At 41.3% G+C, this 18,937-nt stretch carries 12 protein-coding genes and 1 pseudogene; 10 read left to right on the top strand and 3 right to left on the bottom strand.

What is annotated here, in order from left to right; all coding sequences use genetic code 11:
• Together RMY16_RS25615 and RMY16_RS25610 are read right to left on the bottom strand one after the other, a co-directional pair.
• Window positions 1-2,081: pseudogene (locus RMY16_RS25615) on the bottom strand (ribosome assembly protein 4); the annotation flags it as partial.
• Window positions 2,082-2,156: 75 nt separating this feature from the next.
• Window positions 2,157-3,509, bottom strand: a complete 1,353-nt coding sequence (locus RMY16_RS25610; RefSeq protein ID WP_322738713.1) for a P-loop NTPase fold protein — start codon at window positions 3,507-3,509, stop codon at window positions 2,157-2,159.
• Window positions 3,510-3,773: 264 nt separating this feature from the next.
• Between RMY16_RS25610 and leuC the strand changes: the two genes are divergently transcribed.
• The 4 genes from leuC to RMY16_RS25590 all read left to right on the top strand — a co-directional run bounded on the left by leuC (window position 3,774) and on the right by RMY16_RS25590 (window position 9,399).
• Entirely contained in the window at window positions 3,774-5,177 is a 1,404-nt protein-coding gene (leuC, locus tag RMY16_RS25605) for a 3-isopropylmalate dehydratase large subunit (RefSeq protein ID WP_322738712.1), read from the top strand.
• Window positions 5,178-5,338: 161 nt separating this feature from the next.
• Window positions 5,339-5,947 carry a 3-isopropylmalate dehydratase small subunit gene (gene leuD / locus RMY16_RS25600; protein ID WP_322738711.1) on the top strand — a complete coding sequence of 203 codons (609 nt, stop codon included), beginning with the start codon at window positions 5,339-5,341 and terminating at the stop codon, window positions 5,945-5,947.
• An 866-nt stretch (window positions 5,948-6,813) separates the two neighbouring features.
• The gene (locus tag RMY16_RS25595; RefSeq protein WP_322738710.1) at window positions 6,814-8,358 is read left to right on the top strand and encodes a calcium-binding protein; all 1,545 of its coding nucleotides are present in this window, start codon (window positions 6,814-6,816) and stop codon (window positions 8,356-8,358) included.
• A gap of 537 nt (window positions 8,359-8,895) precedes the next feature.
• Window positions 8,896-9,399: a DUF6174 domain-containing protein gene (locus tag RMY16_RS25590; protein WP_322738709.1), complete on the top strand. Its 504-nt coding sequence runs from the start codon at window positions 8,896-8,898 to the stop codon at window positions 9,397-9,399.
• A gap of 429 nt (window positions 9,400-9,828) precedes the next feature.
• On the opposite strand, the gene RMY16_RS25585 is transcribed toward RMY16_RS25590, so the two are convergent.
• Window positions 9,829-11,016, bottom strand: coding sequence for an NAD(P)/FAD-dependent oxidoreductase (locus tag RMY16_RS25585; protein WP_322738707.1), 1,188 nt, complete (start codon window positions 11,014-11,016; stop codon window positions 9,829-9,831).
• 331 nt (window positions 11,017-11,347) lie between these two features.
• On the opposite strand from RMY16_RS25585, the gene RMY16_RS25580 reads away from it, so the two are divergent.
• From RMY16_RS25580 to RMY16_RS25555, 6 genes are all read left to right on the top strand, one after another.
• Window positions 11,348-11,896, top strand: coding sequence for a (2Fe-2S)-binding protein (locus RMY16_RS25580; RefSeq protein ID WP_322669108.1), 549 nt, complete (start codon window positions 11,348-11,350; stop codon window positions 11,894-11,896).
• Window positions 11,883-12,860: a xanthine dehydrogenase family protein subunit M gene (locus tag RMY16_RS25575; protein WP_322738706.1), complete on the top strand. Its 978-nt coding sequence runs from the start codon at window positions 11,883-11,885 to the stop codon at window positions 12,858-12,860. The genes RMY16_RS25580 and RMY16_RS25575 overlap by 14 nt, the downstream gene beginning before the upstream one ends.
• Window positions 12,857-15,046, top strand: a complete 2,190-nt coding sequence (locus RMY16_RS25570; RefSeq protein WP_322738705.1) for a xanthine dehydrogenase family protein molybdopterin-binding subunit — start codon at window positions 12,857-12,859, stop codon at window positions 15,044-15,046. The genes RMY16_RS25575 and RMY16_RS25570 overlap by 4 nt, the downstream gene beginning before the upstream one ends.
• Window positions 15,047-15,875: 829 nt before the next feature.
• A complete protein-coding gene (locus tag RMY16_RS25565) occupies window positions 15,876-16,253 on the top strand; it encodes a hypothetical protein (protein WP_322669111.1) in 378 nt (125 codons plus the stop codon).
• A 712-nt stretch (window positions 16,254-16,965) separates the two neighbouring features.
• Window positions 16,966-17,439, top strand: coding sequence for a hypothetical protein (locus tag RMY16_RS25560; protein ID WP_322738704.1), 474 nt, complete (start codon window positions 16,966-16,968; stop codon window positions 17,437-17,439).
• Window positions 17,440-17,557: 118 nt separating this feature from the next.
• Window positions 17,558-18,739: a sulfate ABC transporter substrate-binding protein gene (locus tag RMY16_RS25555; RefSeq protein WP_322738703.1), complete on the top strand. Its 1,182-nt coding sequence runs from the start codon at window positions 17,558-17,560 to the stop codon at window positions 18,737-18,739.
• Window positions 18,740-18,937 lie beyond the last annotated feature (198 nt).

Raw genomic sequence — 18,937 nt, 5'->3', positions numbered from 1 at the left:
TGACCTTCTGAGGGTGAAAGTTGACCTTCTGAGGGTGAAAGTTGACCTTCTGAGGGTGAAAGTTGACCTTCTGAGGTCGAACTTCCAAGTTCAAAAGTCAAAACTTGAAGTTCTAACTCCCCCTCATCCCCTTCTCCCCTGCTGTCTGCCTCCTGCCCCTTGCCCTCATCCCCCTCATTTCCCAAAAGCCTCCCCAATTCTTCCGCCCAGTTGGTGTAAACGCGCATTACCACCGGCAAATAATCTTGAGTACCAATCGCTTTATTCTTTAAAGCTGGTATCAGTCCCGCATTCACCAGGGAACTTTTGCCGACACCCGATTGCCCATGAATTACTATCAGCTTATAATCAGGGCGACCCATGCGTTCAATTAAACGTTCTACATCCAAAAGGCGACCAGATGCAGCAATTTCTGGGGCAATGTTTCTTTGGGGAGAGTTTGAGCGCAATATCTCGACGAATGCCTGCTTTGTAGCTTCTAACCTACCCGCGCCAATAAAAGCCCGCAAGCCAAATTGCTGTTCAATGGAACGCTGTTCCTGTTTGATTTTGTATGCTTTGAGATATTCTTTCCGCTCAAAATAAAGCTGCTGCAAAAATCTGAGAATATCCAAGTAAAGCCTGACATTTTCTAGGGGATTACCTACATTTCTAGCAGTTTCTAAGCTGAGAGTTGCCTGTTGAGTTTGACCTAATTGATATTGAGAACGACCTAAAACAAACTGATATAAACTCAAGTCTTTTGATTTAAAATCTTTTTCGGGAATATCAGATAAAATCCCTAATGTCTTTGCTGATTTCAAATTGGGAATTGTAGAAAAAACCTTTAAGGCTTGCTGAACAAGCTGATTTGCTTTGATCCAGTTCTTTTTAGCCAAAGCTACCTCAGCTAAAAAACCGTAATCCTTGGCTAATTCTCTTGGCTGGTTGTTATTTTGATGGATTACTAAAGCTTGTTCGGAAAGACTCTGCAAAGTTTCCCACTTTTGCAAGTCTCGCAAGATATCACCGAATTTAACTACTGCATTAGCAATTAAATCTCGCTGAGAATATGGAAAACCTCTCTCCAAACCTCTCTCCTGCAAGGAGAGAGGCTTTGAATTTTCCCCATTCCCTAGTAGGGAAGGGGGTTGGGGGGTTAGGTTTCGCGTTAACTTTTCCAGATTAGGTGAAAACTCAGTTAAATCTGGACTTCTCAATCTACTAATAAAATTTATATACTCTTGGATATAATGCCAAGTTGCTTGCCAATCTGGATGATTGATATCTTGATGTTTAAAAGCTTTTAAATAATAACAAAAACTAATCTCACTGAGGATTTTTGCCTGTCGTTCTAAGTTATGACTTTGCTGCCAGAGCTTATCAGCTTTGTGATAATGGTCTAACGCTGAATCTTTTTGATTATTTATCTGTTTGATAAAACCTAACAAAGATTCTAAATTAGCTTCAATTTCTAAATTATAAACATCTGGCTGTTTGAGTAAATATCTTTGTGCTGCTTCTAACTCATTTTCCAGTTTGATATATTCATCTACGCTAAGTTTTAAGTTATTCCTAAACCATTGATTAGCCGTTTCGATGATAAAATTTACTAATTCCTGTGTTGATATGGCAAAATCTCTCGTAGTTGCCCAACTTTCTAAATCTGGTGCAAGCTGTATTAGTTGCTTGTAGATTTCATCGTCAATCCACAACACTAAGGGAAAAGGAAAATTCTTACGAAACTCTTCCCGCACCTGATTTGCAGAAGTTAACATTACAGATAAATTCTGCACTGATTCCAAACCCACAACCATCACACAGGCTGGCATTTCTTCGCCAAATTCTTCCTGAATGGCAGTATAAAGAGTTCTGTTCGATTGCTGCACTGCCAAGACACGAATTTCGACTTGACAAATTTCTCGCAATCTGGAGATTAAGCGATCGCGCAAGCTAGCATAATTACACCGTGCCAGTATCAGCTTAAACTGTCCCACAGAGGATTCGATTGCCCAAGCTAATTGTTTTAGAGAGCGTAGGCGTAGCCCGTCGTAGACATCGCTGTTTACATGGTCATCTTTTGGTGGTTGCTGTGGACTCATAAACTTATGTGTTGAGTTCGTAGTAAGCACTTTAGTGCTTTCAAAGACATAGAATAATAAGCACTAAAGTGCTGACTACAAACTTAATTCCCTCGCTTCAGCCAAAACCGGATTAACGTCAAACCAAGACTCGCCACCATCCCGATATTCAAAGACAAACCGACTGCGGATCAGTTTTTGATATCCGTGGTCATCACTCACCTTTTTTCTTTCCTTGACATGGCGTAACAATTGCCACTCATCCTCAGAAATCGGCAACATTATCTCATTCCGCCGAGAACGAATCACTTGCTCTAAGGTTTCACGGGTTAAAGGAAGACTCATTTCTTCCATAATCCAAGTATTCAGCAGCCGCAGTACATCCCGCACATGACCACCGCTCATTTGACATAAGCGTTCTAAGCTAGCAGCACTATCAAAAATCTCGGTAACTTGATTTAAACGCTCCTCTGGTGTCATGTCAGGAAAAGCTCTTGCTAGTACCATCTGCTGCATGAGTGCCATTCCCTGTGTATGAACGCTGCCATCACACCATTGCACAGGTACCATTGGTAACACCTTGGGGTCTTCTGGGAAACGTTGAGTCAGCATTCCGTAATCATTGGAAAACTTCAACGACAAAGGCATGGTATATATGAGATGACAATTCAGCTTCGTCAAAAACTCACCCTGATCGACAAATAGATATTCCTGTTGCGGACGACCCCAAGGTTTGGCACGATTATCTATGCGGTCAAGATTATCGACAATTACCACCAGACCATTTTTACCCTGCTGTTTGAGTTTAGCGATCGCAGGTTCCAATAATTCTTGATTAATCGCTTCCAGCAGTTTAGTTTTTTGCGGTGCTAAATACTGATTGAGTTTTTCTCGCAGCGCTGGGTCATTTTTCATCTTCGCGGTGATTTCACCAATGCCCATAGACAAAGAAAACTTATCTTTATCTGCCGATAAACCGACATCACCAAGCACCGGAAGCTTAACTTTTCCCGCCGTCACTTCAGAGTTTAAAACCTTCCAAGCACCTTGCAGCAACTCATTAAATTTGTTGGGTGCCTCCAGGGTAATTTTATCCAGACTTTGACTTACACGCCGAGCGATCGCTAGTAGCACATCGGCAATATCGACATCAGTCATTTCCAAGTCATCACTGGACTCAAAATAGACCACATGGAAGCTTAACTTTTCCAGTTCTGCCTGTAACCGTAATAGTTCTGTCGATTTGCCACAACCAATATGCCCAGTAAATAACGTGCAAGTGGGTTCATTGGGCTTAAAAAAAGTAATTTTCTGCTTCAGCTTGCCAAGAATATCACCGCCTCGGACTGAGGAAAAATCTATGTAATACTTGCTATCAGAGCTATGGTTGACAAACAGAGTTCTGCTGGGATCGCTAGCCTGATAAAATTCCCGTAAATCTATGGACATAACCTGGTAGTGCAATAATCTGGTATTGTCTTAACATATCCTTGTTCAAAAGGATAAAGTTATTTACATCTTTGCATCTCAATATTTCGGAGAATTTTCGCATTTACTACCTCAAAGGCAATCAAATGACATCGCGAATTCTCTGCGTACCTCTGCGCTTACCTTTGTGCCCCTTTGCGTTTAAAAATATTTAAGTTATCTGCAAAAACCCAGACTATTTTTTGATACTATTTAAGACCGGACTCTTTAAATACTGATTGACGTATGAGCAAAGGTACCCTGTTTGACAAAGTTTGGGACTTACACACCGTTGGTACACTTCCCTCAGGGCTGACGCAATTATTTATCGGGCTTCACCTAATTCATGAAGTCACCAGTCCCCAGGCCTTTGCTATGTTACGCGAGAGGGGTCTAAAAGTACTGTTTCCAGAGCGGACTGTCGCCACGGTCGATCATATTGTGCCGACAGAAAACCAGGCGCGTCCTTTTGTCGATAGCTTGGCAGAGGAAATGATTCAAGCGCTCGAAAATAACTGTCAAGAAAATAATATAACTTTTTACAATATTGGTTCTGGGAGCCAGGGTATAGTTCACGTTATCGCTCCAGAACTCGGACTGACCCAACCAGGAATGACGATCGCTTGTGGAGATAGCCACACTTCCAGTCATGGGGCATTTGGTGCGATCGCATTTGGTATTGGTACTAGTCAAGTCCGGGATGTTCTCGCTTCTCAAACCCTCGCTCTCTCCAAACTGAAAGTCCGCAGAATCGAAGTTAACGGCACTCTCAACCCTGGTGTTTACGCCAAAGATGTAATTTTACATATTATCCGCACCCTTGGCGTGAAAGGTGGCGTGGGCTATGCCTATGAATTTGCCGGTACGACATTTGAGCAAATGAATATGGAAGAGAGGATGACTGTCTGCAACATGGCGATCGAAGGCGGTGCGCGTTGCGGCTACGTCAATCCCGATCAAGTTACCTACGATTACCTCAAAGGCAAAGATTTTGCTCCTAAAGATGCAGATTGGGACAAAGCAGTAGCTTGGTGGGATTCCATCAAGAGCGATGCTGATGCCCAATACGATAATGTGGTGATATTTGACGCTGCGGAAATTTCTCCTACTGTTACCTGGGGGATTACTCCCGGTCAAGGTATCGGTATTAACCAGTCAGTACCTCAGCCAGAAGAACTGCTAGAAGAAGACCGATTTGTTGCTGAAGAAGCTTACCGCTACATGGATTTGTTTCCTGGTCAACCGATTAAGGGTACGAAAATAGATGTCTGCTTTATTGGTAGTTGCACCAACGGCAGAATTACTGATTTGCGGGAAGCAGCAAAAATCGCCAAAGGTCGCCACGTTGCAGAGGGAATTAAAGCCTTCGTTGTCCCTGGTTCGGAACGGGTGAAGGAAGAGGCGGAAGCTGAAGGACTAGACAAAATTTTCCAAGAAGCTGGATTTGAATGGCGCGAACCTGGGTGTTCTATGTGTCTAGCTATGAATCCCGATAAGCTGCAAGGAAGACAAATCAGCGCCTCTTCCTCCAACCGCAACTTTAAAGGAAGACAGGGTTCCTCTTCCGGTCGGACATTGTTAATGAGTCCGGCGATGGTCGCCACTGCTGCGATTAAAGGCGAAGTTTCTGATGTGCGTGAACTCTTGTAATTTTAGAGGGGCATTGGGAATGGGGAAAGGGAAAGGGGTAAGGGGGAAAGGTTAATTTATCCCTTTACCCTTTACCCTTTAACCTTTTTCCCTGCCCCTCACCTTCCCCAGTCCCCAGTCCCTTTTTCAACAGTCTGTCATTAAAAGAATAGATAAAGTTTATGGTGAGTGAAGTTAAAACAGTTTCAGGGCGCGGTGTACCCTTAGTGGGCAATGATATAGATACCGATCGCATTATTCCCGCGCGATACTTGAAAGCCGTAACCTTTGATGGGTTAGGCGAAGGCGCATTTATTGATGATCGGACAGCACTTAAAGGTGAACATCCCTTTGACCAACCCCAGTACCAAGGGGCGAATATTTTAATAGTCAATAGAAATTTTGGCTGTGGTTCATCACGGGAACACGCACCCCAAGCGATCGCAAAATGGGGAATCCAAGCTTTAATCGGTGAAAGCTTTGCCGAAATCTTTTTCGGTAACTGTGTGGCAATGGGCATACCTTGTGTGACAGCCGATGCTGTTACTGTTAAAGAACTGCAAGAGTTAGTCGCTGCCGATCCTCAAGCCGCCGTGATAGTGAATCTGGAAACCTTGCAAGTGCAAATTGGTGATTACACTGCCCCAGTTGCGATCGGTGAAGGGACAAGAAGCACATTTATTTCTGGAACTTGGGACGCTTGCGGTCAGTTGGTGGCGAATGCTGACCAAGTTCGAGCAACAGCTGCAAAATTACCCTATGTAGGTTGGGGCAATTTAGCCGCGAGTTAGTATTCTCTGATTCCTTGCCTGTCAGCCAGGGAATGATATCAACTGCGGTAAATTATTTGTGATTCCTGCGTGGTCTCTCCCCTAGTAGGTTTACAGTGTACAACACCAGTCATGTGATTACCCAAAAGTTCTTTTAAACCTTACCCTGTCCTATCGGAAGGCTTTGCGTAGCAAAACCAGGGTGAGGTTCTTTTATTATGGGCAATTCAGCGGACACGATATAAGCCGTCGAATTTACCTAACTCTAGAACCAAAATATTGAATCAGATTAAGGTATTACATTTTACTCATTGGACAAATATTTGTTTGAGAGTAAATGTAAAAATAAATGCTCCAAGCTCAATAAAAATCTGGGTTAATGACTGAATGAATTAATTTTTATTAGGTGCTTTTAAGTCACTAGCACTTATAAATACTTTGAATAAAAACTTACCATATTTTATAGATAAACACTCACTTATTAATACTCATCAACGGATTAACCAGTTGTCAGCAAAGTTACTATACTAATACGGTTTAGTATTTAAGATTGTCCTTTATTCAACGCTACTTACATTTATTTGGACTTTAACTAAAATCGCTTAATCAGTTGAAAGCTAGTTTGTGCAAGGGATTTACGAAATATTATTGATTTTGAAAATGCCGTAAAAAGGTCAAGTCTGTCTCTAAAACTAATAGTGAAGAAATTTTACAAAAACCAATATTCTGCATAAAACAAGGAAATATCTCTGATTAATACTTAGCAGCTAAAAACTATAAGTTTTCTAGTTCATAGAGAGAAACTAGTACTTCCATACATCTTTTAAAAATGAAGTATTAGTAACTCATTGTTCACTGAGATAAATTAAGAATTAGGAGTATTAATCATGGCAGTAACTTGGATTCCAGGCCCAGGCCCAACTAATGGAGCAGATGTAGGTATTAGTAATGCCGCTTCTGATAACTTCAATGGTTTGGATGGAAATGACAGCCTTTTTGGAAATGCTGGTAATGACCTGTTACAAGGTGGCGATGGTATCGACTTTCTATCCGGTGGGGGCGGGAACGATACCCTAATCGGAAATCGTGGCAACGACACCTTCACTGGTGGAAACGGCAACGATCGCCTGATCTGGAACAATGGTGATGGTAGCGACAGAATGAGCGGTAACGCTGGCTTTGACGTAGTTGAGGTCAACGGCGCGGGTGTAGGAGACAACTTCCGCCTAGAACAAGATGCTCAAGGTAGAGCAATCTTTGATCGGCTGAACTTGGTTCCTTTCACCCTGACTGTAGACAGTGCAGAGAGGTTTGAAATCAATGGTGGTGGAGGTGATGACACCCTCGATGTCAACAACCTATCAGGAACTTCTGTAAATGCAGTCTGGTTCACAGGTGGGGCTGGAAATGACTTGCTCGATGGTAGTGGTACAGCAACACCGTTGAGAGCCTTGGGTGGTGAGGGTAATGACAGCCTGACAGGCGGTACTGGCAATGACTTCCTCTCTGGCGATATCGGTAATGACCTGTTACAAGGTGGCGATGGTATCGACTTTCTATCCGGTGGGGGCGGGAACGATACCCTAATCGGAAATCGTGGCAACGACACCTTCACTGGTGGAAACGGCAACGATCGCCTGATCTGGAACAATGGTGATGGTAGCGACAGAATGAGCGGTAACGCTGGCTTTGACGTAGTTGAGGTCAACGGCGCGGGTGTAGGAGACAACTTCCGCCTAGAACAAGATGCTCAAGGTAGAGCAATCTTTGATCGGCTGAACTTGGTTCCTTTCACCCTGACTGTAGACAGTGCAGAGAGGTTTGAAATCAATGGTGGTGGAGGTGATGACACCCTCGATGTCAACAACCTATCAGGAACTTCTGTAAATGCAGTCTGGTTCACAGGTGGGGCTGGAAATGACTTCCTTGATGGTAGTGGTACAGCGACACCATTAACCGGCTTTGGTGGTGCTGGTAATGACATCCTCTATGGTGGTGCTGGCAATGACTTACTCTATGGAGATGCTGGTAATGATATTTTACGAGGTGGTGCTGGTAATGACATCCTAACTGGCGGTGCTGGTGGCGATCGCTTTGTGTTCAACTCAGGTGCTGGGTACAATAGTGCCGATCTGGGTGTAGATAAAATTACTGACTTCAGCAACTTTAACGATAAAATTGTCCTCGATAAGACAACTTTTACCGGACTCAATAATCTGTCCCAAATTAGGATAGTAGCTAATGATGCAGCAGCTGCAACTAGCTCTGGACTCATTACTTACAGTCTTGGAACTGGCAACTTGTTCTTCAACCAAAACTTGACATCATCAGGTCTTGGGACAGGTAGTTTGTTTGCCAACATTGATAACGATAACAATCCATTCACAGCAGCACCAGTATTGGCAGCTACGAACTTTGATATCGTTGCCTAATCACACATCTCTCAAAATCCATAGAAGCTGAGGCGTGTCTGCAAGCTCGCAGCTAAATCCTAATTAGCAATCATCAACATTGCTAATTAAGGATAATTGAATCCTCCTCATACTTCAAGTACGGGGAGGATTATACAGCAATACGGTTCGGTTAAAGGGGAAGAAAAACCTTTAACCCTTAACTTTTAACCTTTTCCCCAAAGAGAATTCTGGGTTCAAAATGCTTATCCGAACCGTATTGGATTATACAGTTCAATCCAGATAGATAGGAAAAACTTAAGACTTGCTGCGTAGGCGTAAGCGTCGCTTTGGAAAAGAAGGTAATTTTGGACGATCAAAAATATGTTGGCAAAGTTCCTAATTCATTGGCTTGAAAGTTGAATTATGGATGGGCATTATTCAAAAATACAGATTTATTTTTCTACAGAAAAAATTAATTAAAAGATAAAGTTTATTTAAACAACCTATCGTAAATCAGTTGAAATTTGCTGTAGCATAATAATAGTTAGGGTTTTTACAAGTAATAAATCGATTAATATGCGTTTACCTATCCTTATCAGCGCAGCACTATTGCTATCTCTAGGTCTGAATCTACCAGCGATATCCGAAACTAATGCAGAGAAAGCACAATATCAAACGCAAACAAATAATAACTTGAATTCAAGACGGTTGAGATTTAATAAGCGTTTGTGGGAGCGGGCAAATATTTATAACTATCGCATTACAGTTAGCAACAGTTGCTTCTGTATACCAGATGCTAGAGGCCCAGTAGTTATTCAAGTACGTAATGGTCAACCAACTTCTGTCACTTCTGTAGCTACAGGTCAACCAGTTAATCCGGAATTCTTTCAAAAATACGACACAATTCCCGAACTCTTTAATGTGATTCAAGATGCTATCAACCGTAAGGCATCCAACCTGGATGTAGAATATAATGCCAAACTTGGCTATCCAACTAAAATTAATATCGATTACAATAGTCAAATAGCTGATGAAGAAATCTTTTTGACAATTGAGAATTTTCAGGAACTGAAAAAGTAGACGCTAAACTGATTACTTGCGCTCAATCTCGACCGAAAATAGGGGTAAATTAGCAACTCCAAAGCGAGATTTAATACTTCATTTTCTCGCAAAAAGCTAATAGCGATCTAATACGCTTGAGTTAAGGGTTATTGGTGTAGATAGTTGCTCTTTCAAGACGCGATAAATCACATCTCTAAATCTGGGTTTTCTTGCTCATTCTGAATTGTATTGGATAGCTATTAGCTTTTTATAAAAATTAACAATTAGATGAAGTTATGTTGATTTTGTGCGAGAAATTCTCAATTATTCAACGAATTTGTTGTGTTTGAGGGCTTGACTAAAAACAGCCACTTCTGATAGTCTCAAATTACTCGATAAGATTAGGTCTTACTATAACTTTATTCGCTAGTTGCGTTCAAAGTAACTTTACTAATCCCACACTAGAATTTAACTTTTTACAGATGGCTTAAAGCTGTACACCCATTTGTGAAAATCATCATTAGGACTCATTTGCCGTTGCATCTGCCCATTAGATGCCACCGTGTTAATGTCGTAGTAACGCATTTCACCCAAGGCACTACGAGCTTGAATGAGTTTTGTCCGCTCGATGCGACACTGTTCGTATCTAGTCAAAGCTTCTTGGAGATTAGCTGAATCAGAAAAACACTCTCGTAGTTGGTATGCATCTTCAAAAGTGGTATTGGCTCCTTGTCCCATTGCTGGTGCCATTGGATGAGCCGCATCGCCTAAGAGAGTGACTCTGCCTTGACTCCATTGAGTTAACGGTGGGCGATCGCAAATTGGCCCTTCCCAAATTTGCTCGGCTGGTGTTGCTTCTACCACCGCCCGAAAGGATTTATCCCAGTCGGCTAATTCATGGAGAATACGAGACTTCACTTCCTCGGCACTGTGGGAAAGGGAGTACTCAGGCGAGAACTTTCGACTAATCCAACTGGTATAACCGCCGCCGACATTCAGAAGGTACATAAACTGTTTATTGCCTTTGACAAAAACTAGTTCGTAGTCATTAAATAGCTCGTGGCGATACTTGATGACGGCACGCCAGCACATACTACCGATATAATTAGGCTTACCCTCGCCAAATAAAGTTTCTCTGATGACGGAGTTAAGTCCATCAGCCCCAATCAGCAAATCTGCATTTACCGATTTTTCACCATCAAAATGAATTTCCACACCGTTTGCATCTTGCTGAAAGCTGATGCAGCGATGATTAAGGTGAATAATATTAGACGGCAATCTAGACGCTAAAACTTGTTGTAGACGATACCACCAAATAGTTAACAACGGTTGTCCGTATTGTTCTAGATATTTAGTTGTGTTAGTTCGGATTGTTTCTCCCTGAATACTCTTTAAAACCGTATGGTGAACCTCGCATCCTGAACTTTTGAGGGTTTCCACAATTCCCGGTGCGTTGGCGCAGCCCGCCGCAGGCATCGCATCTAGAGAATGCAAGCCATTAGGAGCTAGTCCTAGTCCAGTTCCCGCCGGACGAAATTCTTGGGCTTTTTCGTATACTTGCACCTCTATCCCTTGGCTTCTCAGTGCGATCGCAGCAGCCAAACCGCCTGGCCCAGCACCAATTATGGCAACTTTCTCTACTATAGGTTTGGACAATTTTTGAGTTAGATTTGTGTTCATAATATGAGCAAAAAAAAATAGTACTAGTACTGCAAGGTGGAAGTCTAAAGGCTTTAATTTTGGGCTTTCTGGTTGTAATAAAATAGTAGGTTTATTTTTGCCTTGTGGTACTAAGTTCCTATATTAAATCCTGGGAATGCATTCACAAATATAAATGTGTGAAAATTACATAAGTTATATTAAAATACTTTCTTTAATTAAAATACAAGGTTACTGATTTCTCTAAAAATTTGATAATTTGAAATTGTGTGAAAATTTAGATACAGAAGAGGGATAATAAATATAACTATTAGTATCCCCATTCAATATGGAAGATAATTCCTTAGCTCCAATAAGTTCAAACACCCTTACTCAAGAATTGAAAATATTGGGTTCAGAGGAAGTGGACTTATCGCTGAATATCAATAATATATCTTACTCACTGAAGATAGAACCTCGTGTTACATTACTAGATGCACTTAGAGAAAAGCTGGGTTTGATGGGCACTAAAAAAGCTTGCGATCGCGGTGAATGTGGTGCGTGTACTGTATTAGTTGATAATCGGCGAATTAACTCTTGTATGACTTTGGCAATCATGCACATCGGTACTGAAATTACCACAATTGAGGGAATAGCACAAGATGGTAAACTCCACCCTATGCAAACAGCCTTTATTACCCATGATGCTTTTCAATGTGGTTACTGCACATCCGGTCAAATTGTCTCAGCCGTAGGGATGATATTGGAAGAATCACCAAAATCTGAAGCAGAAATTAGAGAAAAGATGAGTGGAAACCTTTGCCGTTGTGGAGCATATCCAAATATTATTGCCGCAATTCAGGATGTGCTAGAGGAAATGGAAGATGCAGCCATTTAGTTATGCTAAAGTTACTTCACTAGAGACTGCGATCGCCACAATTGAGCAAGATAAAACTGCTGCATTGATTGCTGGTGGCACAGATTTACTCGGATTGATGAAAGATGGACTCCAAACAGCGAATGTATTAATTGATATTAATAGTTTGCCCTTAGCAGATATTGAATCTCAAGCGAATGGAATCCGCATTGGTGCTATCTCTCGAATGAGCGATGTAGCCTTTCATCCCAAAATTCAGGAATGTTATCCCGTAATTAGCCAAGCTTTATTACAAAGCGCTTCACCGCAACTGCGAAATATGGCAACAGTGGGTGGTAATTTGCTGCAACGAGTCCGCTGTGGTTACTTTCGCGATCCGGTTTTTCCTTGTAATAAACGCACTCCCGGTATAGGTTGTTCGGCAATTACAGGTTACAATCGAACGCATTCCATTTTCGGAGCTAGCGAACATTGTATTGCCGTTCATCCTTCGGATTTAGCTGTAGCTTTGACGGCATTAGACGCGGTAATTTGCATCCAAGGAATAGAAAGAGCAAGTCGAATTTCAATTCATGATTTTTATCTCTTACCAGGTGAGACACCAGCAAAGGAAACTCTATTACAGCCTGGAGAATTAATTGTTGCTATTGAAATTCCAGATTTTGCATATAAGTCTCATTATTTAAAAGTAAGAGATCGAGCTTCTTACGAATTTGCCCTCGTTTCTGTGGCTGTTGCCTTAGATATAGAAGAAGGGATGATAAAATCAGCACGCATTGCTTTTGGGGGAGTAGCACCCAAACCTTGGCGTGTAAGGGATGCTGAGGAATTATTAAAAGGGAAAGCAATTAACGAAGATATCTTTACAGCCGCAGCAGAAGCAGCCGTCAAAGAAGCAAAACCGCAAACACACAATGAATTCAAAATCGAATTAGTCAAACGCGCTTTGGTACGCGCACTCTCAGTTGTGGCAGAAAAATTATGAATAAAATTATTGGGAAACCACTTGATCGCGTTGATGGTAGGCTGAAAGTTACAGGAGAAGCACCTTACACAGCCGATGCGCCAATAGAGAATTTAACTTATGGAGTGATTTTTCAAAGTGCGATCGCCAGCGGTAAAATTATCCAAATAGACACAACGGCAGCCGCAGTCGCCCCTGGTGTCATAGATATCATTACTTACCAACAAACCCCATCTCTGGTAAAAATACCCTTCTTCGGCCCTCCACAACCTCAGTCAACTGAAAAAGACCATAACATTTACTACGATGGTCAACATCTGGGGATTGTAATTGCCCAAACTTTAGAACAAGCCCAAACTGCTGCTTCTCAGATAAAAATTATCTACGAAGAAGCCATTCCTACTGCCACAACGGCACGTGCAGAGATATTTGAACCAAAATCAGTATTTTTTGGCATGATGCCAGCTAAAATCACTAGAGGCGATATTGAATCAGCGAAAGCACAGGCAGATGTGGTAGTAGAGCAAGTTTATACCACGCCAATGGAACATCATAATCCCCTAGAACCTTCTGCAACGATCGCAATGTGGGAAGAGGATAATTTAATATTATATGAAACCACTCAAGGCGTTTCTGCAACCCAAAGAGCGATCGCGTCTGTTCTGAATATTCCTCAAGAAAATGTCCGCGTTATCTCCAAATATTTAGGCGGCGGATTTGGTTGTAAGGCAATGCTGCGATCGCATACAATCTTAGCTGCGATCGCATCTCGTCAAGTAAAGCGCCCTGTAAAAGTTGTGTTAACGCGATCGCAAATGTACACAGCTTGCGGCCACAGATCCCAAACTCAGCAGCAGCTAACGTTAGGTGCAACCAAAGAGGGCAAACTAACCCTGATCGATCACATTGGTACATCCTTAACTTCCCTCTTCGATGACTTTGTAGAACCTGTGGGTGCAGCAACAACAATGATGTACGCCTGTCCCAATTTAGAAATTAAATACCGTTTGGCACGCATCAATACTGCCACACCAACCTTTATGCGGGGCCCGGGAGAAGCGACGGGAATGTTTGCCTTAGAATCGGCAATGGATGAACTAGCATACACCTTAAATATTGACCCAATTGAACTAAGATTAATAAATCATGCAGATATCGAGCCGCACAAAGGATTACCTTGGTCAACTAAATCCCTGAAAGAATGTTACCAAAAAGGAGCAGAAATTTTTGGTTGGTTACAACGCAATCCAGTTCCCCGTTCCATGCGAGATAATCATTTTTTGATTGGTTGGGGGATGGCAAGTGCGACGTTTCCCACCAACATTCAAACTGCATCAGTCAACGTAAAAATTTTTGCTACTGGAGAAGTGAAAGTACAAAGTGGTACTCAAGACATAGGTACAGGCACTTATACAGTGATGACGCAAGTAGCTGCTGAGGTATTAGGCTTACCAGTGCAGTTTGAACTAGGTGATACTAATCTTCCTAAAGCCCCGATTACAGGGAACTCAATTACCGTTGCCAGTGTTTCCCCGGCGGTACATCAAGCAGCGATCGCCGCACGGGATAAGATCATGAAAATGGCGATCGCAGACGCAAATTCTCTGCTTTATGGATCGCCAGCAGAAGATATTATTGTCGAGTCAGGGCAAATATTCTTAAAACAAGACCCATCAAAGCGAGACAGCTACACCGATATTCTGCGCCGTCATGAATTAGAAAGTTTAGAAGTTACAGAAGAATCTTCAATCAATCTAGAGGGCAAAGAATACGCCAAACACTCATTTGGTGCAATATTTGTCGAAGTTGCAGTTGATGAATTGTTAGGAGAAATCAAAGTTAGACGTTGCGTAGGCGTTTATGGTGCTGGGCGAATTCTCAACTTCAAGACAGCACGGAGTCAAGTTATCGGCGGGATTACCTGGGGAATTGGTATGGCGCTGATGGAGAAAACCGTAATGGATGCTAATCAGGGCAGAATAGTTGGTGCTAACCTTTCCGATTACTTGATTCCCGTTCATGCAGATATCCCCAATATGGAAGTGCAATTTATTGAAGAACACGATCCTTATGTGAATGCACTAGGAACCAAAAGCTTGGGCGAACTGCCGATTGTTGGGGTAGCCGCTGCCATATCTAATGCAGTTTATCATGCCACAGGTAAGCGGATTCGCGATCTGCCAATTACACCAGATAAGTTGTTGTGAGTGAATCGGTTTGTAGAGAGAAGGGGTTATATCATGTTCGCTTGATTACTTACTAAACCGAAGAACCCCACCCCGCCAAAGCTACGCTTCGTCTCCCCTCCCCGCAAGCGGGGAGGGGATTAAGGGGTGGGGTGCAATGACTGTGGAAATCATAACTAATTAGGCGGACATGATATAGCCGTAGTCACACAGATTAAGACAGTGTTGATTGCTCAAAGTCTTGAAAAAACTGGATTTTTACTCAGCACTCAGCACTCAGCACTCAGCACTTAGCTATATTAGGGGATGAGGGCAACCCTAAAACCCTTTCTCTTACATAACTTGTACCTGAAGTTGACACCTATGATAAATGCTGTGTCCCTACAACAGATGTGGTTCAAATAGATGAAAACTGCTTTAAATAAGCAATGGCTTCAGTTGGTTTATTTCTAATTGGAAAAGTTCACTAATATTAAGCAATGTGATAGCTTCAGCAGAGTGAAATGACTATTAAAAGTATCATATCTGTTACTTAAAAAGTATTTTATGCGCTCTAATAACATACTTTCATCATATAAAAATAAATTATTAGTCTGCATAGTCGTGCTTTTCTTTGATAGCTGCGACTTACAACTGTATTTATTATTATTTTTTCAGAACTATTAAATAATATAAAACTGCTTGAAAAACTTTTTTTAGTTTAGCACAATAATATTATAGGAGTCATATTTTGATTTCTGAAAAAACTCAGTACACCTTAGAAAGCCTTCTTTCCTGTTCCCTGACTACGTAGATCGTTTCAAAAATCAAACCGGATTCCTATAGTTAAAGTCTTTTTAGGAAATCCATCATGTTAAAAACAACTTCTAAAACGGGGAAAGATTCTTTTTCTATTACCTTTTCTGACCTGGATAACAATTTTTTATCTGAATTAAGCTACGATGAAGCCTCTGAAATTACGGGAGGTTTTCAAGTTAACAATGATTCAGGAAGTACGAAAGCTTTTTACACTTTTGGACAGTTTGTACAGCCACAACGCCAGCTTTTACAACCTGGACAAAGCGGTGATTATGATGGAGAATATATTTTATATAGTTCTTCAAGAACCAGCTTTGAACCAACAATATCACAAAAACTCGCTCCAACAGACATAGTAAGTTTTCGTCTGCTCGGAGATACAGTAGTTATTGGTTCTGGAAATGTCTTTTTTAGCGTCACGCAAGTCTAAGTAGCTGGACAAAAATATTTACAGTCATTGCGTACTTCCGTCAAAAATCAGGTGTGCTTAGACGAGTTTCAGTTAAAAAACATACTATTGTAGGGGCGTAAGCAAGGTCTTGCGCCCCTACAAATGTTACTAACATCGAAGTATTCATGATCTTAGCTTTCCATATAAGATGAAAAGTTACAGAGAAGCTTAGACAAATACCCAAAGCCAAAAAACTGCTGAGAAATTTTTTCATAAAATAACAGGTAGCTATTTTTCATTGGGTTTAACAGAAGCTGTGGTTATCAACCTCGTGATGTTTGTCAGGAATGTCGCAATGTTTCGTATTAATATCATGATGTTTGTCAGGAATATCGCAATGTTTCGTATTAATATCATGATGTTTGTCAGAAATGTTGCAATGTTTCGTATTAATATCATGATGTTTGTCAGAAATGTTGCAATGTTTGTGAGGAACATCACAATGTTTCTTGTTAATATTGTGTTTGTCGTTAGAAGGGTCAAAAAGCTTAGGGGCATATATATACGTCCCTACAGATGAATTGATTCACGCTCAATAAGGCGTTGCCAGAATAGTGATCATTCTTTTTTGCAAATTGAACTGGATTTGATCTACTACATATTTCCGATTTCTCGCCACTAACTGAATACCCCGCAACTATGCTAGACAGCTAAACGGCTTAAATCTCTAGCTGAATTTGGTTTTGGGCAATTGCGCTCAGTTGAATTTCTGCGATCGCTAGTCAATGAAATAGTAATAGTATCCTGGGTATTAATTGTGATATTTTGCTTAGCTCGTTGGCAAGGCTTTGCAGATGCACGAAGAGACGCGGGTCAAAACTCCACTTTACCAGTTGTAGCCTTAATTACACCGGAAGAAAAGTTTGCAGTGGGACGCAAACTTGATGATATATTCACCGATCCGTCTTTGAAAGGTTATCGCATTATTGGCGATAGAGGTTTATTCGATGACTTGCGAGGTAGGGAAGATAATGATATCAGCAATCCAAAGCAGCCGAGAGTCTGGCGCTTACTCTTAGAACGTGGCGGCTGGATTTATTTGTTTCAAGCATTGCCTCTAAATGCAAAACCTGATGAGCTACCGTCAGTTTTAGCTATTCAAGAAAGTGATAAAGGGCATATCATCATTCGCAGTCCAGAAGTTTCTAAAACTACTTCTCCTTAATATCTTGAATCACTTGTTTAAATTTGAGTTTATAAAAAATATTTTTCTTTAACCACGTTTTATAATAATTTTTTACAGGATCTCGTTTAAAATACTCCAGATTAAAAGGAAAAATTTGATGAACCAGTGGCAACCTACTCCTCAACTCAGGAGATATTTAACTCAATTAGTTTCCACTTGTATTGTTAAACCTTTGCAGTTTATAAGACGGTGGTGCATACAGCCAATACAAAGTTGGTTCTATAGACATTCTTTGTGGGGCATTGTCTCTCTATTTTTGGCTGGAATTAGTTTGAGTATCCTGTTAGCTGCTTGCTCTTTACGTAATGTCAATTACACTGGTAATGCTAGCACAGCTTCTCAACCTAATATAACCCTAACCTTTGTTTCTTACTCAGTTACTAGTGCAGCATACGAGCAGATAATTCCTAAATTTATCGAACAATGGAAGAAAGAACACAACCAAAACGTCACTTTCAATCAAAGTTATGATGCCTCAGTTTCTCAAACCCTTGCAGCGGTTATTGAGGGTAAGGAAGCTGATGTGGTACATTTGTCACTTCCCCTTGATATTAATAAACTTGTGGAAGCAGGTTTTATTCAACCAGGTTGGGAAAAAGAAGCGCCTAATAACGCAATTGTTACCAAATCTCTAGATGCGATCGCTGTTCGTGAAGGTAATCCCAAAAATATCAAAACTTGGGCAGATTTAACAAAAGATGGCGTCAAGATAGTTACAGCTAACCCCAAAACCTCTGGTGCTGCTCGTTGGAATTTCCTTAATCTCTGGGGTTCAGTGATAAATACTGGCGGAAATGACAACCAAGCAATAGACTTTATTTCTAAAGTCTATAATAATGTACCTGTGTTACCTAAAACTGCTCGTCATGCCAGCGAACTGTTCTTCAAAGATGGTCAGGGTGACGTTTTGCTCAACTATGAAAAAGAGATGATTGTATCGCCAAAAAATGGTGAAAAGCTCCCATATATTTTGCCTGATATTAATATCTCCATCGATAATCCTGTTGCTGTTGTCGATAAAAATGTTGATAAACATGGTACTCGCTCTGTTGCAGAAGCATTTATCAAATTTCTCTACACCCCAGACTCGCAACGAGAGTTTGCCAAATTAGGATTCCGTCCCGTTAATCTTGCGATCGCCAAAGAAACAGAAGGCAATTTCCCCCAAATTAAAACTATTTTCAAAGCTGAAGATTTAGGAAGATGGGACGAGATTCAGGCAAAATTCTTTGATGAAGGTACAATTTTGGACAAGATTCGAGCGAAAAAGTTAACTTAACTTTAACGTGAGTTCGACGAGTGCTATTTTGACCTCTCCCCCAGCCCCTCTCCTACCAGGAGAGGGGAGCAAAAACCCTCTAATTTCGTTACTCCTCCTTCTCCTAAAAGGAGAGGGAGGCCGGGAGGGAGAGGTCTGTTGCACTCACGTTAACTTTAAAAAGGCAATTAGAAATTTTCCCCCACTAATTGACCCTAA

This window comes from Nostoc sp. DedQUE12b (assembly GCF_034530835.1).
Taxonomy (GTDB): domain Bacteria; phylum Cyanobacteriota; class Cyanobacteriia; order Cyanobacteriales; family Nostocaceae; genus Nostoc.
The sequence above is the reverse complement of the archived record's forward strand: the minus strand, read 5'-3'. Positions and strand labels throughout refer to the sequence as shown.